The 19,258-nt window shown below is 38.3% G+C and carries 12 protein-coding genes; 7 read left to right on the top strand and 5 right to left on the bottom strand.

Annotated features, from left to right (window positions below):
- Positions 1-110: 110 nt before the first annotated feature.
- Positions 111-983: a PEP-CTERM sorting domain-containing protein gene (locus MW688_RS09860; protein ID WP_486735801.1), complete on the bottom strand. Its 873-nt coding sequence runs from the start codon at positions 981-983 to the stop codon at positions 111-113.
- Between the two features lie 823 nt (positions 984-1,806).
- Here MW688_RS09860 and MW688_RS09855 point away from each other — a divergent pair.
- A complete protein-coding gene (locus tag MW688_RS09855; RefSeq protein ID WP_486735800.1) occupies positions 1,807-6,081 on the top strand; it encodes a metallophosphoesterase in 4,275 nt (1,424 codons plus the stop codon).
- A gap of 93 nt (positions 6,082-6,174) precedes the next feature.
- Here MW688_RS09855 and MW688_RS09850 read toward each other — a convergent pair whose 3' ends face one another.
- From MW688_RS09850 to MW688_RS09840, 3 genes are all read right to left on the bottom strand, one after another.
- Positions 6,175-6,468: a Precorrin-3B methylase gene (locus MW688_RS09850; protein WP_486735799.1), complete on the bottom strand. Its 294-nt coding sequence runs from the start codon at positions 6,466-6,468 to the stop codon at positions 6,175-6,177.
- Between the two features lie 248 nt (positions 6,469-6,716).
- On the bottom strand, positions 6,717-6,917 hold the full coding sequence (gene gifA, locus MW688_RS09845; RefSeq protein WP_486735798.1) for a glutamine synthetase inactivation factor IF7A: 201 nt from the start codon (positions 6,915-6,917) through the stop codon (positions 6,717-6,719).
- Between the two features lie 344 nt (positions 6,918-7,261).
- Positions 7,262-8,227 carry an SDR family NAD(P)-dependent oxidoreductase gene (locus tag MW688_RS09840; protein WP_486735797.1) on the bottom strand — a complete coding sequence of 322 codons (966 nt, stop codon included), beginning with the start codon at positions 8,225-8,227 and terminating at the stop codon, positions 7,262-7,264.
- A gap of 170 nt (positions 8,228-8,397) precedes the next feature.
- Between MW688_RS09840 and MW688_RS09835 the strand changes: the two genes are divergently transcribed.
- The 3 genes from MW688_RS09835 to MW688_RS09825 all read left to right on the top strand — a co-directional run bounded on the left by MW688_RS09835 (position 8,398) and on the right by MW688_RS09825 (position 14,683).
- Complete coding sequence (locus MW688_RS09835) at positions 8,398-10,311, top strand: transketolase C-terminal domain-containing protein (protein ID WP_486735796.1); 1,914 nt, start codon at positions 8,398-8,400, stop codon at positions 10,309-10,311.
- 268 nt (positions 10,312-10,579) lie between these two features.
- Positions 10,580-10,966: a hypothetical protein gene (locus MW688_RS09830; protein ID WP_486735795.1), complete on the top strand. Its 387-nt coding sequence runs from the start codon at positions 10,580-10,582 to the stop codon at positions 10,964-10,966.
- A 564-nt stretch (positions 10,967-11,530) separates the two neighbouring features.
- Positions 11,531-14,683 carry a valine--tRNA ligase gene (locus MW688_RS09825; RefSeq protein WP_486735794.1) on the top strand — a complete coding sequence of 1,051 codons (3,153 nt, stop codon included), beginning with the start codon at positions 11,531-11,533 and terminating at the stop codon, positions 14,681-14,683.
- A gap of 240 nt (positions 14,684-14,923) precedes the next feature.
- On the opposite strand, the gene MW688_RS09820 is transcribed toward MW688_RS09825, so the two are convergent.
- Positions 14,924-15,421 (bottom strand): DUF1993 domain-containing protein, encoded by a 498-nt coding sequence (locus tag MW688_RS09820; protein WP_486735793.1) that lies wholly within the window; start codon positions 15,419-15,421, stop codon positions 14,924-14,926.
- Positions 15,422-15,946: 525 nt separating this feature from the next.
- Here MW688_RS09820 and MW688_RS09815 point away from each other — a divergent pair.
- The 3 genes from MW688_RS09815 to MW688_RS09805 are packed head-to-tail and all read left to right on the top strand — an operon-like array spanning position 15,947 to position 18,034.
- Positions 15,947-16,609, top strand: coding sequence for a TIGR00266 family protein (locus tag MW688_RS09815; protein WP_486735792.1), 663 nt, complete (start codon positions 15,947-15,949; stop codon positions 16,607-16,609).
- A 46-nt stretch (positions 16,610-16,655) separates the two neighbouring features.
- On the top strand, positions 16,656-17,333 hold the full coding sequence (locus tag MW688_RS09810) for a TIGR00266 family protein (RefSeq protein ID WP_486735791.1): 678 nt from the start codon (positions 16,656-16,658) through the stop codon (positions 17,331-17,333).
- Between the two features lie 2 nt (positions 17,334-17,335).
- Positions 17,336-18,034 (top strand): TIGR00266 family protein, encoded by a 699-nt coding sequence (locus tag MW688_RS09805; RefSeq protein ID WP_486735790.1) that lies wholly within the window; start codon positions 17,336-17,338, stop codon positions 18,032-18,034.
- The last annotated feature ends 1,224 nt before the right edge of the window (positions 18,035-19,258 follow it).

The raw sequence follows: 19,258 nt of genomic DNA, 5'->3' as shown, positions 1-19,258 counted from the left end.
GTTGAGCATTAATTCTTTAACTCATTACTCATTACTTCAAAACTCATTACTTCAAGATTCATCCACAAGTAACTTTTGGGCTTTGGTGCAAGATCTGAGCTAACTGTTCCCTATTTCCTGGGCGTAGCGCTATAGATATTGGGCTTATTTTTGCGCTTTAATAATAATCCTCCACCTACAACCAAAGAACCCAAAATTGTCATTGGTTCTGGTATTGCTTGTACTTGTTCTACTTGAATACGAGCAACTTCGTAACCTGGTGTAGTGAAGTCTGCATTGATAAAGCTAGAAGCATCTAAAATCCCTCCGCTTCCTACTGGATTGAAACCAGGATGGGGAGTAACTACACCGTTTTCATCTACACCAGTATTAGGAGTTTGTTGTCCAAAAAAGGCAGTATTTGCTGGAAGTTCATCATTTACTTCTGTACCTCCATCAAGAACATCAGAACCTAATTCAATAATATCAGCACCAATAAAATTTCCAGATTCATCAAAAATTTCATGAGCAAGAGGATTACCATTAGCTATAAAGGCATCATTACTAGGAATAACCATTGATGCGTAGCTAAAATATCTATTACTGAGTGAATTAGGGTCAACATTGTTGATGATAAAAGTCGCTGTTTCGCCACTATCTATTGGTCCTGGATTAGCACCTAATGGCCCAGTAATTGTGCTTTCAATTTGCCCTGATCCTTCATTTATAAAGCGCTGGGCAATACCACTAGTAACGCCATCTTCAACTAAACTTTCTGTGCCTGGAAAACCATTAAGTGATTCACCACCATTATAAATATCAAAGCTACCATCATGAAAGCCTATCCATAGAGGAGTTAGTAGTGTTCCATTTTCGGGAGCAAGATTGGTAACGGAAACTTTAAGATTAACAGCATTAGCATCAGTAACAGTGGTTAAGAGGTAACCTGTAGCAATTAAAGAACTAATAAGACTTGTTCTTTTTAGTTTGACTAGAGTATTCATTTGAACTTTCTCAATATTTTTAACTGCTTAATAGGTTCTCAGTTAACAATGAGAATTTACTGAGATTTTACTGAAAATTTACTTAGGGCTTGCTGAATAAATCTAAAACTGTTACTGGATAAAAGTTTGAGCTAATTTTTTGTCAGAAAAAGTGCAAGATTTTCTGATGTATTATGCTAAAAATAGTGCATTTTTTCTCTTGGATTACTCAAAAATTCATAAATCATTATTGCCTTCTGCCTCCGTGCCTCGGTGCCTCCTGCCTCAAAAGGATAACCTTTGTACCTCAGCAGAGTTAAAAACGCTATATGCGGAATGTGGGTTTTATCTACCTCATGAGTCCGATAAACGCTATATATTATAATAAAATACTCTAAAAATATTTTTCTCCTATTAAATAAAGACACGAATTCTCCCATAAATATTTGAGGTCTAAAGAAGTTTTTGACTTCTTCAAAGCAACGTTCATTTGTGTTAACCAATAAATAATTAATGGCAAATCATCGACTCTTTCTGACTGGTTTTGTGCAATAATTATGGTTCTATCGTGTTTGGTATGCTAAAAATCTGTATTAATCTTTTAAAACGAGACTGGGTAAAGGATTGAGTTTTGAACGTATCAGTTTAGCTAATTTACTTACCCAGTCTCGTTTCTGACTTTTTGAGGCATACTAAATACGGAAGAGCCGCGAACGATGAGTATAAATGCTTTTAAAAGTATTGATAAATAAGATGTTAATCAAAATTTAATCTATTCATAAACTGTTATTAATCTACCTCATTTATAATCACTAAAAAAATTAATTTTTATAGATTTGAAACCATGATTCAAATAGATCAAAATCTCAAAGACTTAATGGTCATAGAAGGGTCAGAGAATGCTAGTTTTAATTTAGCGGATGTATTTAGCGCAGATAATAGCGAGTCGATAACTTACTCAATTGTTGAGAATAGTAACTCTGAAATAGTAAATCCAACCATTGAAAACGGCCAACTAGTCCTAGACTATGGTGAGATGGGCTTTACAGATATAGAAATCAAAGCCGAAGATAGTGAAGGAAATACTGTTTCAGACAAATTTAGAGTCTCAGTCACAGGAGAAGATGCTTTTACCATAGCAGTAATTCCCGATACACAGGACTATACCCTTAACATTTTCCTCAATTCTACCTTTGGTCGCATGACTGAATGGTTAGCAGACAACAAAGAAAATCTGAACATAGAGTTTGTAACTCACGTTGGTGATATTGTTTACAATAACTTAGAGAGAGAATGGCCTGTAGCTGAAGCCGCTATGAGGACATTAGATGGAGTAATTCCCTACGCTGTGTTACCAGGTAATCATGATATCGGTCCTGGTGGGTCTTCTAGCGTTAGAGAAACATCAAGATACAACGATGCTTTCCCTGTAAGTCGTTATCAAGATACAGAAACCTTTGGGGGTGTTTATGACGTCGAACCAGACAGATATGACAACAACTATCACAAATTTACTGCTCCCGATGGAACTAAATGGTTAGTACTTTCCTTAGAATTTGGTCCTAGAGAAGATGTATTGCGCTGGGCAAATGATGTAGTTAGTGCCCACCCAGACCATCGGGTTATCGTCTCTACCCATGACCAAATGAGTTTTGATACTAGACACGACCCTCTCAATCGAGTATTAGTAGATGAAGGCGCAGGTCCTACTTATGGATTAGGATCAGATCCCCAAGGTTCTAATGATGGGGAGGATACCTGGCAGAAATTTTTGCGTAGGCATCCCAACATCTCTTTTACCTTCAATGGTCACATTTTTGGAGATGGTGCAGAAACTCTAGTTACTTATGGAGACTATGGAAATCCTGTTTATCAAATGTTAGCCAACTACCAAAATGGGGTATCTGGAGAAATTACTGGTAATGGAGATGAATCAATAGGAAATAGAGGGGGCAATGGTGCAATCCGTCTACTAACTATAGACCCTACCGAAAATAGAATTTCTACCTCAACCTATTTTGTAGAATTAGACGAATATCTTACAGGTTTTCGAGAGAAACCAGAATTAGACAGGGAGGGATTAACTGGTTTTTATCGAGGTCATCAAGAAGTAATCGAAAATGTAGAGCTTAGTACTCCAGAAGTTCTACCTATGGCTAATGCTGGACTCAATCAAGCAGTGAATCAATCTATGGTTACTCTTGATGGTAGTGAATCTACAGACCCCCAAGGAGATGGTTTAAAGTATGAGTGGTATAACGACGCTGGTGAGGTAATAGCTACGGGAGCTACTCCTACTGTAAATTTACCAGTAGGAAAACATAACCTAAGCTTAAAGATTGAAGATAGTCAAGGGGTAATTAATCAGGATGAAGTTTTTATCGGAGTAACAGGGGAAGATACTCTACTCTGGGAGGACTTTAACGATGGTAGTTTAGAAGGTTGGTCAGTAGATATTGTTACTTTAGAAGACCTAACTGAGTTTGGTACTACTACTGATTTAGGGTTACCTGCAATTGACGCCAATGAAGCCACAGTGATGGGTTTTCCCTTAGCAAGTCCTGAAGCCTATCGCTTAGATGTGGGCACAAACCCTGGAGAATTCATTAATCAATATACTCTAGTATATGATATTTACATTCCCCAAGAGAGTATTAATCAATCTGGTTGGTTAGGATTACTACAAACCAATATTGACAATACAGATGATGGTGAATTATTTATCCGTCGTGAATCAGACACCACTGGCGCTATAGGAATTAGTGGTAACTATCAGGGAACTGTCAATTTTAACGAATGGCATCGCATCGCTGTTTCCTTTGATTTATCCAATCAAACCTTAACTAAGTACATAGATGGAGTTAACGTTGGCACTCAAATTCTCTCAGAAGGTGTGAATGGACGATGGGCAATCAACAGTGAAGATGGCGCCTTACTATTTACAGATGATAGTAATGAAACCGCAGCAGGATTTACAAGTAGTGTTCTCTTTGTTGACCAAGTTTTATCAGAGGATCAAATCGCTGATTTAGGTACTCCAGATGCTGATGGTATTCTTGATGATGCTGTGGGAAATAGCACTCAGTTTGACTTTACCGCAGGAGATTTAGAGTCTAGTTTTGGACCTGGTAGTCTTTCTTATCAAGACCAGACTTCCACAACAGGTAGTTGGATAACTCAAGGTACAGTTTTCTCTCGTCCTGAAGACCCTGATAGAGAAGGCTTTTTAACAGAAAGGTCTGATAGTCCTGACCAAGTTCTTTATTGGAGTCCTTCTGAAGCTTTAAACTGGCAGAATTACATTTTTGAAGCAACCCTTCGTTCTACGGATGATGATGCTATAGGTGTGGTTTTCTATTACCAAGATTTAGAAAATCACTACAAATTGGTATTAGATACAGAAAATAACCAACGGAGTCTCCTTAAGGTTAAAGATGGGGTAGAAACAGTTTTAGCTACAGAAACCAGTGGCTATCCCTTTAACTTAGATATGGATTTGAGAGTGGCGATCGCCGATAACACTATTAACGCTACCTTGAATGGTCAGGGTCTTTTTGATGGTGCCGTGGTAGATGAAACAGATCCTCTTACCTCCGGTACAATTGGGGTTTATTCCTCTAATCAAAGATTCTCTATCTTTGACAATATCATGGTGAATCCTATATCTCTTACTGCTGATGCAGGTTTAGATCTCCGTGTTGTAGATATAGATGGGGATGGTATGGCCACTGCTACCCTCAATGGTCAAAACTCTTTTGCCACTGGAGAAATCAGTAGTTACGATTGGTCTACAGATACAGAATCTTTGGGAACAGGAGAATCTCTTGAAGTTGAGTTACCAGTTGGTGAAAATATAGTGAATCTCATGGTAGAGGATTCGCAAAATAATACTAGTACTGACCAAGTTAAAGTAGAGGTTTACGGTCAAGAACAAGTTCTCCTGTTTGAAGATTTTCAAGATGGAAACTTTGATGGTTGGACTATCATAGATGAAGGAGATATGGAAGGACCTTCAAATTGGTCTGTAGAAGATGGTCGTTTACTACAGTCTTCTAATATCCAAAGTCGTCAATTAACTTGGAATGGTGCAACTAACCCTGATGTGTGGCAAAGAGGTTGGAGTCCTTTAGGCGATGGTTGGATGGCTTTACGCAAAGGTACTTATGCACTCTATAACAATCCTGAAGCTTCACAATGGACTGATTACTCTGTAGAAGCAACCCTAGCTTCTGCTGATAATGGTGGTATGGGAATTATTTTCCACTATCAAGACCCAGATAACTACTATAAGCTAGAACTTGACGCTAATCAGCGTTTTGTTCAGCTATTTAAGATAGAAGATAGTATCGAGTTGACTATGGCCCGTAGTCGTAATAAATACGCTATAGATACAGATACCCATATTCGTCTTGATGTGGAAAACAACGAGGTATCCGCTTGGCTTGACCAACAACCTTTATTTAATAACCCCATTAAGAATGAATCTGAGATTCCTGGTGGTACAATAGCTCTCTATAGTTGGGGTAATGAAGGAGCAAGTTTTGATGATGTAACTGTTCTGAATCTTGGGGAAAGTGACATTACTCCTCCTGAAACCCTAGTCCCTGAAACTGTGTTTGGTACTTCTGGGGATGACCATTTTGATACTGCTATTCCCGATGAACGTCAATTTATCGGTGATGAACAAATACTCTTCACTGGTGGTGGTAGCGATCGCGTTGATGTTAGTCTTGCTTCTGGTGATAATCGTATAGATACTGGTAGTGACGATGACACTTTATTTGCAGGAAGTAATAACCGTATCCTGTTAGGTTCTGGAGATGATGTACTTTTCGCTAGTTATCCTACTGGTAATAATGTTATTACTGGAGATGCTGGAGAAGACCAGTTTTGGTTGGTTACTGACAGTAATCTTTTACCAGAAAACCCCAATACCATTACTGATTTTACGATTGGTGAAGACGTAATTGGTCTAGCTAATACTGGTTTGACTTTTGCAGATTTAACTCTCACAGAACAAGGTAATAATACTGTAGTTCAAGCTCTATCTCAAGAGGTGGCTATTCTCCTTGGAGTAGAAGCTGTTAATTTGGGCGAGAGTGACTTTGTTATTCTGTAATTTGACTCTTTTGGTATAAAAACAGATAAGATGTAGCTTGAGCTATATCTTATCTATAATCTAATAATATTAAGCGTGTATATTTCATTAAAACTATATTTTGCCCTTTTTGTGTATAAAGCGTTTTGTTGCCATCCCATTGGGTTTATCTTTACCAAAGTACTTTTCACTACGATAGCGTAGCCAAACTCTTAGCTGTTGCGGGATTTGCTCTTTTTGTTCTGGTGTCAAAGTTTCGTAGAGTGCCAATGCCTTTTCTCTTTCTCCTCGACAAGCAGCATTTTTATGGGCATCCCAGTAACTCCTCGCTACCCGGATGCGCCGACATACTTCTTTGACTAAATCTTTGTCCTTTAATTCTTTATTTTTCTTCTTTTTGGCAACCAAACGAGCCTCTTATTTTTTTCAAGATTTTGAATCTTTAACAATTCTAACGCGAGACAGATATGTTAGCTATTCTCTTTCCTGTTGAGCTAATGATTGTGTGTCTTTTGGACTAAAGTCCAACTACGAACCTCGTTTTTAACAAGAACATGCTTATTTTTGAGCAAAAAAAGAGGGGGCATAGTGCCACCCTATTTTTAAAATCATCAGTTTCTAATATTCTATTTTAATTTTATTTTACTACTTCGGTACTAGCTAAGAGTTGCATTACTGCGATCATAAGTTGTTCTAAAACTAGGATTGGGTTTACCTTGGATTTTGCCTCTATATTCTGTGTTGTCTATATCAACACCAATTTCGGCCGCAGCACGATTTAGTAAAGATTGTTGACGATTTCTAATATTGTGGTGATGACGCATCATTAAAGCGCGTGCTTGATTTTGAGTAGACATAATTTTAAACTCCTTTTTTTTCTTACATATCTAATATAGCATAAGTTCTGTATAAATTGCTACCAAATTGTAAAAATTTTTTTATTATTCTCTGACATTCCCTCAACTCAGATCTTGCATCTTTACCTAATGTTACTAGTGGATGAATAGTGAGTAATGAGTAATGAGTAATGAGTAATGAGTAATGAGTAATGAGTAATAAGTTTTGAAGTTTTGAAGTAATGAGTTAAAGAATTAATGCGATCGCGCTTAAAAATTGATTCTCGCCTGTTGGTCAATTTCTGTACTTTTGTATTTGCGTGCTTTGATATGAGTCAAGGGATCGCCCCAATAGAATCAAAAAATTATTTAAGTCGAGGGGATTGTAGCCTAGTTAATAAGAGAATGAACCAAGGGAGATAAACATCAGGAATTAAGTAAGAGTATTCTCTTAAAGAAGGCCATACCCAAGGGAAAATAAAGCGTAAAGAACGTAGAGATACAGGCAATTCCCCATTAGCATCAACTAGGTTATACTTTTTGGCTACTTCAGCGACAATTTGAAGAGTACCAGTTAAAGACATAATTTTTGGTTCAGCGGCTAAAGAAGCGATCGCCCGTCCGGTGAGGAGAGGAGATTCCCAATTATATTGGTCTAATAGCAGGGGGTTTTCAACATTGGTATCTTTAGCGATACTGGTAATATGTTCAGTGCCAACAATTCCCGGCCAAATTGAGAGAGAAGCCACATTAGCTGATTTAAGTTCTACAGCCATATCAGCAGCTAGGCGATCGCAGGCTACTTTTCCGGTGCTATAAGCTACTCCAAATAGATAACTCAAACTTCCCCAGGAAGAGATAGTACAAATTAACCCTTGTTTACGCTTAGTCATTAGCTTAGCGGCAAAAACACTAGCTAGATAGTGACTGCGCAAACCTACTTGATGACAAGCATCCCAAAGACTTAAATCTGACTCCCAAAAAGGCTTACCACCGTTATCTCGTAGTCTTTGTACACCTCCATAAGCATTATTTACCAGTACATCTAATTGTCCTTGTTGTTCGTCATTAATTTGCTCAAATAGTCTCTCCACCTGTTGATCATCACTGTGGTCAACTTGTACAGCGATACACTTACCACCTACTGCTTCCACAGAGGCAGCAGTTGCCAAAAGACTGCCGCCAATTTCTTCTCCGGCGCTACTTGTTTCTAAACTTCTTCCGGTAATATAAACAGTTGCTCCAGCTTCGGCTAAACCAATGGCAATGCCTTTCCCGATACCTCTGGTGGCGCCAGTTACTAAAGCCACCTTACCTAATAATTTCTGCATTACTTTTAATCCTAGCTTCATCTCAAACTGATTTTACCAAAGTAGAGCGATATTCTTCCTATGGACAGTTTGAACTTCTAGAGATAGACTGCTATATAAATAACTAACTTTTACTAAACAATAGTAAAAGAAACATACAATTTTAATTGAATACAGGAAAAATATCACTAATGACAGTTGCCACAGCCAGCTTTCCTATTGATTTAGGTGCATATAAAACTATTAGCCTAGATCCCAGTCAAAAAACCCTTACTTCCGAGCAAAAATCCGCAATAGAAGCAAATATTCAACTTTGTCGCGATGCGATCGTCTTTTTCACCGCTACAGGTGCAGCCCGCGGTGTGGGTGGTCATACTGGTGGTCCCTATGATACTGTACCAGAAGTAATGATTCTGGATGCTTTATTCAGAGGTGGACCTAATAAATTTGTGCCCATCTTTTTTGATGAAGCAGGACACAGAGTAGCGACTCAATATCTGATGGCCACTCTCTACGGTGATTTACCAGCAGAAAAATTATTAGAGTATCGTGGTGCCAACTCTCATCTACCAGGACACCCAGAATTAGGTTTAACTCCCGGAGTTAAATTTAGTTCTGGACGTTTAGGACATCTTTGGCCCTATGTTAACGGTGTAGCTTTAGCTAACCCTGGTAAAACAGTATTTTGTTTAGGGTCTGATGGTGCCCAACAAGAAGGCGACGACGCAGAAGCGGCCCGTCTTGCGGTAGCTCGTCAAATCAATGTAAAACTACTAATAGACGCTAATGATGTAACCATCGCCGGACATCCTTCCCAATATCTCCCAGGCTACGACCTCAATAAAACTCTCTCCGGTCACGGTTTAACTACTTTAGAAGGAGATGGTGAAGACCTTGATGGTTTATATAGCCGCATTTGTGAAGCGATTAGTACTTCAGGACCAGTGGCGGTAATTAATCATCGTCAAATGTGTGTGGGTATCGAAGGTTTAGAAGGTTCAACCCACGGCCATGACGTAGTATCAGTAGAAGTAGCTATCAATTACTTAGAAAAAAATGGCCGCGGTGAAGCCGTCGAATATCTCAAAAGTATTAAGAAACCTAAGCAGACTTATACCTTTATTGGTTCTAGCGATAAGCTTGGTTCTAACCGTAATGTATTCGGGGAAACAGTCGCATCTATCCTCGAAGGTATGAGTGAGACAGAACGCAAAGAAAAACTACTCTGTATCGATAGTGATTTAGAAGGGTCTTGTGGACTTAAACAAATCCGTGAGGCCGCTCCAGAAATTTATATCAGTGGTGGTATTATGGAACGGGGTAACTTCTCCGCTGCCGCAGGCTTCGGTATGGAAAAAGGTAAACAAGGAATTTTTGCCACCTTCAGCGCTTTCTTAGAAATGTGCATTTCTGAAATTACTATGGCAAGGTTAAATAATTCTAATGTGTTGTGTCATTTCTCCCACGCTGGAATCGATGATATGGCTGATAATACCTGTCACTTCGGCTTAAATAACTTTTTTGCTGATAACGGTTTAGATGATAGTTACCCCACTAGTCTATATTTCCCCGCTGATGCTAATCAAATGGCGGCTTGTGTGAAAGCAGTGTTCAATGAACCCGGTCTACGCTTTATCTTCTCTACCCGTTCTAAAGTTCGTGCTATTTTAGATAGCAAGGGTAATGATTTCTTCGGCAGTGACTATACTTTTACACCTGGCAAAGATGAAGTTATCCGTGAAGGGACCGCCGGCTATATCGTGAGTTTCGGTGAAGCTTTATATCGTGCTTTGGATGCCGTAGAACGTCTCAAAGAACAAGGAATTGACATAGGTTTGATTAATAAACCTACTCTCAATGTAGTCGATGAAGAAGCGATCGCCATGATTGGTAAGTCTCCTCTAGTTTTAGTAGTAGAGGCTTTTAACCGTCGTACTGGCTTAGGTAGTCGTTTTGGTTCTTGGTTACTTGAACGCGGTTATAGTCCTAAATATGCCCATCTCGGTACTCATATAGAAGGTTGTGGCGGACTTTGGGAACAATTCCCTCATCAAGGTATCGATCCTGACGGAATTATTGCTAAAGTTAAAGAGTTAGTTGGTTAATATTTGAATTATTTCAAGAGTTCGTTTTAACGGACTCTTGAAATATTATTTATCAAGATCTTGCAAAATTTTATATAAACTAGTGGCAATAGTATTAATTACTTTGTTTGTTGATTATGCTTTGTTTAATTATATTTTAATGACAAACTCCTACAGCAAATCTTACGGCTTCTTGATTTTCTTAGTTTTCTGATAACAAGCTTGTCCGTTTCTAACTAAATTAAACTGGTAAAATTAATTAAACCTTGTCTTGGTCAAAAAAACATTGATGGATATTATCTTAGCAGACTTAGTCAATAACCTCTCAACTCGTATTGATGGTCCTTTGCGCTTTCGATTTTTATTACAGCCACTCATGGCGACAATTTTTGCCTTTCGTGATGGCCGTATTGATGCTAAGGAAAATCGCCAACCCTACTTTTGGTCTTTTATTACACATCCAGAACATCGTAGATTCTTAATGAAAGATGGATGGAAAGGAATTTCTAAAGTTTTTATTCTAGCTTTTGTACTAGATTTGATTTATCAATTTATAGTTTCTCGCTCATTTGTTTTAAGACAAGCATTGGTAGTGGCTGTTCTCTTATCGATAATACCTTATACTTTGTTACGAGGGCCTTTTAATAGACTTATCGTCATGATGAGAAAAGAATAGGCTATTTACAGTATGGGTGAAAAAGTAAATTTTTGAGTAGGAGGTAGGCTTTGAGGCACTCATGCAACAGACACTTAGACTACTTAAGCATAATAAATGAGGGCGCAAGCCTGGGTAGGGGCTCAAGCCTGGGTATGGGCGCAAGTATGAGCGCCCCTACTACTACTTATATTTAGATCAAAGCACCAGAACTTATGTACTAAATTAACCTCAGAAAAAGTTCATTTCTCTTTCGCCTCAGATCTTGCACTCGGTCAACCAATTTTTAAGGGCGATCGCATTAATTCTTTAACTCCAAGACTTCAAAACTTCAAGACTCCAAAACTTCAAGACTCCAAAACTTCAAGACTCCAAAACTCATTACTCATTACTTCAAAACTCATTACTCAACCCCCACCAGTAACTATTGATAAAGATGCGAGGGTCTGAATCTTATGTAAAATTGAGAAAACACAAATATTACAATAAAGACTGAGCTAGATATTGGTATACTGTAGAAAATAAATTATCTATACCAATCCAAGAATTTGGTAAAAAAGCATTAATAAAAGTTTTGTTGATCTCATGACCACAACCAATTTTGAACTCCCAACTAAATACGATCCCAAAGAAACAGAACCTAAATGGCGAGAATACTGGGAGAATCAGCAAATCTTTAAAGCTGATCCTCAAAAAAAAGGAACAGCCTACAGTATAGTTATACCTCCCCCTAATGTTACTGGTAGTCTACACATGGGCCACGCCTTTGAAACAGCTTTGATAGATACATTAGTGCGATATCACAGGATGAAGGGAGACAATACCCTCTGTCTACCAGGAACAGATCATGCCAGTATAGCAGTACATGCAATCATAGATAAGCAATTAAAAGAGGAAGGGAAAACTCGCTACGATTTGGGAAGAGAAGAATTTCTCCGACGTGCCTGGGAATGGCGCAATCAATCAGGAGGACAAATTGTTAATCAGTTAAAAGCCTTGGGACTTTCGGCAGATTGGTCAAGAGAATGCTTTACTTTGGATGAAGCAAGATCTACAGGAGTCATAGAAGCTTTTGTTAAACTCTACGAAGCTGGGTTGATTTACCGCGGGAAGTATTTAGTAAATTGGTGTACCGCTTCTGAGTCAGCAGTATCAGATTTAGAAGTAGAAAACAAAGAAGTAGATGGACATTTATGGCATTTTCGCTATCCCTTAGTAGATGGCAGTGGTTATGTAGAAGTGGCTACAACCCGTCCTGAAACAATGTTAGGAGATACAGCAGTAGCAGTAAATCCTCATGATTCTCGCTACAAGGACATAGTAGGTAAAAAAGTAATCTTACCTCTAGTAGAAAGAGAAATACCAATTATCGCTGATGAATTTGTCGAAGCAAGTTTTGGAACAGGTTGTGTAAAAGTAACTCCAGCCCACGATCCTAATGATTTTGAAATGGGACAAAGACATCAATTACCCATGATCAATATCATGAATACTGATGGAACTCTCAATGAAAATGCCGGAGAGTTTTGTGGACAAGATCGCTTTGTAGCTAGAAAAAATGTGGTAAAAGCCCTAGAAAAAGCAGATTTACTAGTAAAAATAGAAGAGTATCGCCACACAGTCCCCTATAGCGATCGCGGCAAAGTACCCGTAGAACCACTATTATCAACTCAATGGTTCGTAAAAATTGAACCCCTAGCAGAAAAAGCTTTACAAGCATTAGATAATCAAAACTCACCCTATTTCGTACCAGAAAGATGGAAAAAAGTATATAGGGATTGGTTAGTAAAACTCAAAGACTGGTGTATATCTCGTCAGTTATGGTGGGGACATCAAATTCCTGCTTGGTTTGTTGTTAGTGAAACCGCCGGGGAAATAACCAATGAAACACCATTTATTGTGGCTAAAGATGAATTAGCAGCCGTTGCTGAAGCAAAAGCTAAATATGGAGAAGGTGCTGTACTAACTAGAGAACCTGATGTACTAGATACTTGGTTCTCCTCAGGATTGTGGCCCTTTGTCACCCTAGGTTGGCCTCAGAATACACTGGAGTTAGAAACATACTATCCGAATTCTACCCTAGTAACAGGATTCGATATTATCTTCTTTTGGGTAGCAAGAATGACAATGATGGCAGGCTACTTCACAGACGTAATGCCCTTTACTGATGTCTATATCCATGGATTGGTGAGAGACGAAAATGGCAAAAAAATGTCTAAGTCAGCTAATAATGGTATAGATCCTCTACTACTGATAGATAAATATGGTACTGATGCCCTGCGCTATACCCTAATCAAAGAAGTGGCAGGCGCAGGACAAGATATTACCCTCCAATATAATCGCGAAACTGATGAATCAGAATCAGTAGAAGCTTCAAGAAATTTTGCCAATAAACTTTGGAATGCTTCCCGCTTCGTGTTGTTGAATCTAGATGGCAAAAGTCCTAGAGAATTGGGGAAACCTGATTTAGCAAAATTAGAATTGAGCGATCGCTGGATACTCTCTCGTTTCAATCAAGTAGTCAAAGAAACTAGAGAAAATATTGAAGCTTACGGATTAGGAGAAGCTGCTAAAGCCTTATATGAGTTTAGTCGTGGTGATTTCTGTGACTGGTATATCGAATTAGTTAAACCGCGTCTCCAAAACTCAGAAAATCCAGAATCCCGTTTAGTGGCACAACAAGTATTAGCCTACGTTTTAGAGGGAATTCTCAAACTTCTTCATCCCTTTATGCCCTACATAACCGAAGAAATTTGGCATACTCTCACCCAAACCACAGGAGAATCTCTAGCTTTACAACTCTATCCTCAAGTAGATGAATTGTTACCAGAAAAAAGCCCTGAGATATCTTTATCTAAAAAGGCTCAAGAAATACCCGAGGTAACTAAAAATATTTGGTCTCGAATAACTGAATTTTTGGGCGATTTACCCCAAAAAATTAACCAAAGCTACAACAATTATCAAAAGTCTCTGGCTATTGTGGGGCTAATTATCCTCAGTCTAATTAGTCTCAGGATAATTCTCGTAGTCAGTAGCAGTTTACACCAGTTATCCTTTGTTGCCCTTAGTTTACGCACCCTGGGTTTAGGTTGGACAATTTGGTTTATCTGGCGCTACTTACTCTTTCAAGAAAGTCGTCAGGAATTATTAGCAGATATCAATCAACTTAAAATAGAGACTTTTGGGCAACCTACTTCCGTAACCTTACCCCCTGTCTCTCCTGCCCCCCCTCAACCGATAAATACTCTAGTTGATACCCAATTAGAGGCAGAATTTGATTTACTAATTGGAGTAATTCGTACTATTCGCAATCTGCGTGCAGAAGCAGAAATTAAGCCAGGGTTAACAGTACCTGTGATTCTACAAACAGAAAATGCTGAAGAACAAAAAATCCTGACTCAAGGAGAACAATACATTCAAGACTTAGGTAAAGTAGAATCATTGACTATTACTCCAAATTTACAACAAGAAGTTAAACAAGCTAGTGCAGGTGTAATTGGTACTATCCAAGTATTAATTCCTCTCCAAGGAATTATCGATGTTGATGCCCTGAAACAAAAACTAGAGAAAAAACTAAAGACACTGGATAATAAAGTAAGTAGTCTTAGAGATAGACTTAGTAATCCTAAATTTACTAACAAAGCACCTGTAGAGGTTGTTGCTAGTACCCAAAATGAACTCGAAGAAGCTCAAATTCAATCAAGTATCTTACGAAAGAGATTAGAGCGTCTTTGCTGACGGGGTGACAAATCAGCGTTTAATTAAATTTATTCAGCAAGCCCTATATAGGGTCTGCTGAAAAACGAGCATCCTGGTGGAGGTTATATCATGTCCGTTTAATTAGTTATGATAAAGTTCTACCTTCATACCTTCTTCCTTCCCTCTCGGAGCCTCCTGCCTCGGTGCCTCCTGCCTCACCTCATTTTATCGTAAGTATTCACCCGAACTTGATATTAGTAAGGTCGAACTGGAATTTGCTTACTGAGGATTGCCGAGAAAATCACGCTTACCAATTTCCACACCACAATGTCTGAGAATGTCATAAGTGGTGGTAACATGAAAATAAACATTAGGCATGATGAAATAAAGAAGGAATGGCAAACCTTCAAAAGTTAATTTTTCTTTACCTATTTCTAATTCAATTGTTTTACTTTCTGTTCCATCAATTTGCTCGGGTTTAAAAGTTTTTAAAAAATCAATACTTTTTTTGCTTCTATCAATTAATTCCTTAAAAGTAGTTTCATTATCTTCCATAGTAGGTGCTTCCACTCCAGCTAATTTGGCGATTCCTCTCCTAGATATATCAGAAGCAATCTGTACTTGTTTTCTTAAGGGAAACATATCTGGATAAAGACGGAAAGCAGTTAATGCCGATTCTTCTATTTTCTTAGCTTCTGCATGGTCTAATCCCTTTTCTAATATATGAATAAGATTTGATAGAGAATGAGTCAAAGGAGGAATTGACGCTTGGTACATGGAAATGTTCATCACTTAAATCCGTAAAAAAATATGAGTTAATAATTTTGAGAAGATAATTTGAATTTACTCTAATTTGGCTACTGGGGCAATCGGTAGTAACCGGAAGAAAATGTAAGTAATTAACTGAAATCCTTACTATGAAAGCGTCTGGGCGGTAAAAAGTTCATTTCTCTTTCGCCTCAGAGCGAATCTATAGAACAAAAATACTGAATACACCTTTTTGGTCAACCAATTTTTAAGCGCGATCGCATTAATTCTTTAACTCATTACTTCCTCACTTCAAAACTCATTACTTCCTCACTCATTACTTCAAGATTCATCTCCCACCAGTAGCTTTTGCTAAAGGTGGAAGATCTGAGGATACGCCCCTATACAGTTAAGAAAAATTAAGTAAATCTGTAATTTAGATATTTTAAAAGAGTAACTGTTTTAAAATAGAGTGAAGGTCATACATATTTTGCTACAAGCTAACTGCCTGTGGACAAGAATAACTATACTCATTAAAAAGGTGGTAATATATCGGTGAAATACGAAATAGTTAACCGTCCTGCTTTCTCTACGATCTTTTTTATCTTAGACCCAGGTGAACAAATTACTGCCGAGGCAGGAGCGATGGTAAGCATGGATAGTGATTTATCGATGACTACTGAGTTATCAGGGGGTATAATTCCAGGATTATTAAAAAAGTTCTTTGGTGGTGAATCTTTATTTGTTAATGTATTTAAAAATCAAACTAGAGAACCTGTAGAGTTAGTGCTTAATCAAGGAATGATTGGGGATATAGAAGAACATACACTCAGGGGAACTAAAATTTATTTTCAGCCGGGAGCGTATATAGCTCATACTCCAGGAGTAAAAATGGGCGTCAAATGGGCAGGATTGACTAGTTGGTTTGCAGGAGAAGGTTTATTTAAATTAGAGTTAAGTGGCAACGGCACAGTATTCTTTGGGGCTTATGGAGGCATAACAAGCAAAGAAGTAAATGGCCAATTTACTGTGGATAATAGCCATTTAGTCGCCTATGAACCAGGAATAAAGATGAATATTCGTCTATCAGGAGGAATATTTGGTTCAGTGACATCAGGAGAAGGATTAGTGAATAAATTAACAGGTAATGGCAAAATTTATTTACAATCCCGCAGCATGAGTAGTTTAGTCGGTTTCTTAACTCCAAAAGTGCGTTAACTAATTGTCAACATCCCACCACTAGAGTCTCCATGAGGGCGGAAAGATGAAAATTGAAATTTTACAAAAACCAGATAGCGCGATCGCACAAATTGAATTTGGGCCTAATGAGGAATTAGTTGCAGAAGCAGGGGCAATGATTGCTATGTCTCCCGCTATCACTGTTAGTACTACCCTGAGAAAAGGACAGGGGGGAGGAATTATCGGTGGTTTAAAAAGATTAGTAGCACAAGAATCCCTATTTTTAAGCGTCTTTCAAGCCTATCATCGTCAAGAAAAAATCTTTATAGCCCCTCGGTTAATGGGTGACATGGTACTTTACGAAATGAAAGGTAATGAACTGATTGTGCAAGCAGGCTCTTATGTAGCATCAGGCTCACAAGTAGATATTGATTTAGGTTTTCAAGGCTTTAAATCTGTCTTTTCGGGAGAATCAATTTTTTGGTTAACTATTAGTGGTTATGGACCAGTATTATTAAGTTCTTTTGGTGGAATTTACGAAATTAACGTTAGAGATAGTTATATTGTAGACACTGGTCATATTGTCGCTTTTGAAAAGAGTCTCAGTTTTGAAATTACTAAACCAGGATCTAGTTGGTTAGGTGCTTTTTTAGGAGGAGAAGGTTTTGTCTGTCGCTTTAAAGGTCAAGGAAAACTCTATTGTCAAACCCATAAATCTCATGCTTTTGGTTCTTTAATTGGTTCTAAGTTACCCCCTAAATAACTATGTCTAAGATATCCTATCGTATTGAACACAATCCAGCCTACGGCTTTTTAATCCTAACATTGCCCCCTAGTCAAACCGTATTAGTGGAGGCAGGAGCGATGGCCGCCATGGATTCTCATATAACCATGAAATCAAAAATGCGCGGTGGTCTTCTTAAAGGCATCACCAGAATGTTGGGAGGAGAATCTTTATTTTTGAGCGAGTTTACAGCATCTTCTAGGGGAGGAGAACTTTATATAGCTCCAGGAGTACCAGGAAGTATAGAACACTACTACCTAGAGGGGAATAAAGCCCTGATGATTCAATCATCAGGATTCGTGGCTTCAAGCACTGAGGTAGAAATTGATAGTAAGTTTCAGGGTTTTCGCGGCTTTTTTAGTGGTGAATCTCTATTTTTAATTCGTGCAGTTGGAAGAGGCGATATTTGGTTTAGCTCTTATGGGGCGATTATAGAAGTTGACGTTAAAGATGAATATGTAGTTGATACTGGTTATATAGTCGCCTTTGAAGAAAGCTTAGATTACAATGTAGAAGTAATTGGTGGTTTAAGCTTTCGCAATTTGAAGACTGGTATTTTAGGCGGGGAAGGTTTGGTTTGTCGTTTTAGGGGCACAGGTCGTTTATGGATTCAATCTCGCAATCTTTATCATTTAATGAATTTTCTCTATCCATTCCGACCGACTAAAAATAATGGCTAACTAATCATGAATTATTCTTCCCCTATTAGTAATCGTAACCCGTATTCAAAAGTTAAATCAAATTATCCAAGAAAAATCCTATGGGCTAAAAACACCAAAACCATTAAACTCAGATCTTGCACCAAAGCCCAAAAGTTGCTGGTTGTGTTTGAGTAATGAGTAAGGAGTTTTGAAGTAAGGAGTAATGAGTAATGAGAATGAGTTTTGAAGTGAAAGAAGTTTTGAAGTAATCAGTTAAAGAATTGATCCTAACCCCTTAAACTCAGACCCTCGCATCTTTACCCAAAGTTACTTGTGGGGGATGAATCTTGAAGTGAAAGAAGTTTTGAAGTAATGAGTTAAAGAATTAATGCGATCGCCCTTAAAAATTGGTTGACCCTAAAGGCTTATTCAGACTAGATTTTGTAGGTTGGGCAGGGAGATAACCCAACATTAATGTTTAATTAATTATATAATTAAATATTGATGCAAATCCTTAAAAACCCTCTTTCTCCCCCTCTCCCCCCAGGGCTGTTTTGTTCTTGACAAAGAAAATGGCGAGGAGAAGCACCGGAGCACCGGAGCACGGGAGCTTCAACAGAGGGGATTTTTTACTATAGCAATGAGCGTTGTAGTGTTAACAATATTTATATTTACAGATCCCCCCAACCCCCCGCAAACTCGGGGGGCTTTTCATAATAACTGTAAACATCTATTTGGTCATTGCTATAATAATAAATCACCTTTTTTCTAATAATAGCTAAAAAGAGCCTCAACTTTTGTGGTGTCTAGCTTCTAGCTTACGACAAAATTTTAGAATAAAACAGCCCTGCCCTCTCCCCCTCTCCTGATCAGGGGTAGGTTTTAAACATTTCGGTGAGGACGGGACAAGCTCAGACCCTCGCATCTTTACTTAATGGTACTTATTGTAGTTAAGTAATGAGTAATGAGTTTTGAAGTAATGAGTAAGAGAATTGATCCTAAACGCTTAAAAATTGATTCTCCCTTGTCGGCCAATTTCTGTACTTTTGTTTTGGTGCTTTGATATGGGACTCCGGGAGGAACGAAGACAAGTAGACAAGGGAGATAATACAAGTAAAAAAGTATGTTTTTGGCTTTGTGTAGCATACAAATACTTATGCTGAGAGCAAAGCAGTAGTAGGGGCGCAAGGCTTGCGCCCTTACCCTACGGCTTGCGCCCTTACCCTACGGCTTGCGCCCTTACCCTACGGCTTGCGCCCTTAC

This window comes from Johannesbaptistia floridana, assembly GCF_057440575.1.
This window is presented reverse-complemented; position numbering and strand designations above follow the sequence as displayed.

Bases quoted from the DNA above. Each gene is read 5' to 3' on its own strand.
- MW688_RS09860 (WP_486735801.1), bottom strand. From the start codon at position 983: ATGAATACTCTAGTCAAACTAAAAAGAACAAGTCTTATTAGTTCTTTA.
- MW688_RS09855 (WP_486735800.1), top strand. From the start codon at position 1,807: ATGATTCAAATAGATCAAAATCTCAAAGACTTAATGGTCATAGAAGGG.
- gifA (WP_486735798.1), bottom strand. From the start codon at position 6,917: ATGTCTACTCAAAATCAAGCACGCGCTTTAATGATGCGTCATCACCAC.
- MW688_RS09840 (WP_486735797.1), bottom strand. From the start codon at position 8,227: ATGCAGAAATTATTAGGTAAGGTGGCTTTAGTAACTGGCGCCACCAGA.
- MW688_RS09835 (WP_486735796.1), top strand. From the start codon at position 8,398: ATGACAGTTGCCACAGCCAGCTTTCCTATTGATTTAGGTGCATATAAA.
- MW688_RS09830 (WP_486735795.1), top strand. From the start codon at position 10,580: ATGGATATTATCTTAGCAGACTTAGTCAATAACCTCTCAACTCGTATT.
- MW688_RS09825 (WP_486735794.1), top strand. From the start codon at position 11,531: ATGACCACAACCAATTTTGAACTCCCAACTAAATACGATCCCAAAGAA.
- MW688_RS09820 (WP_486735793.1), bottom strand. From the start codon at position 15,421: ATGTACCAAGCGTCAATTCCTCCTTTGACTCATTCTCTATCAAATCTT.
- MW688_RS09810 (WP_486735791.1), top strand. From the start codon at position 16,656: ATGAAAATTGAAATTTTACAAAAACCAGATAGCGCGATCGCACAAATT.
- MW688_RS09805 (WP_486735790.1), top strand. From the start codon at position 17,336: ATGTCTAAGATATCCTATCGTATTGAACACAATCCAGCCTACGGCTTT.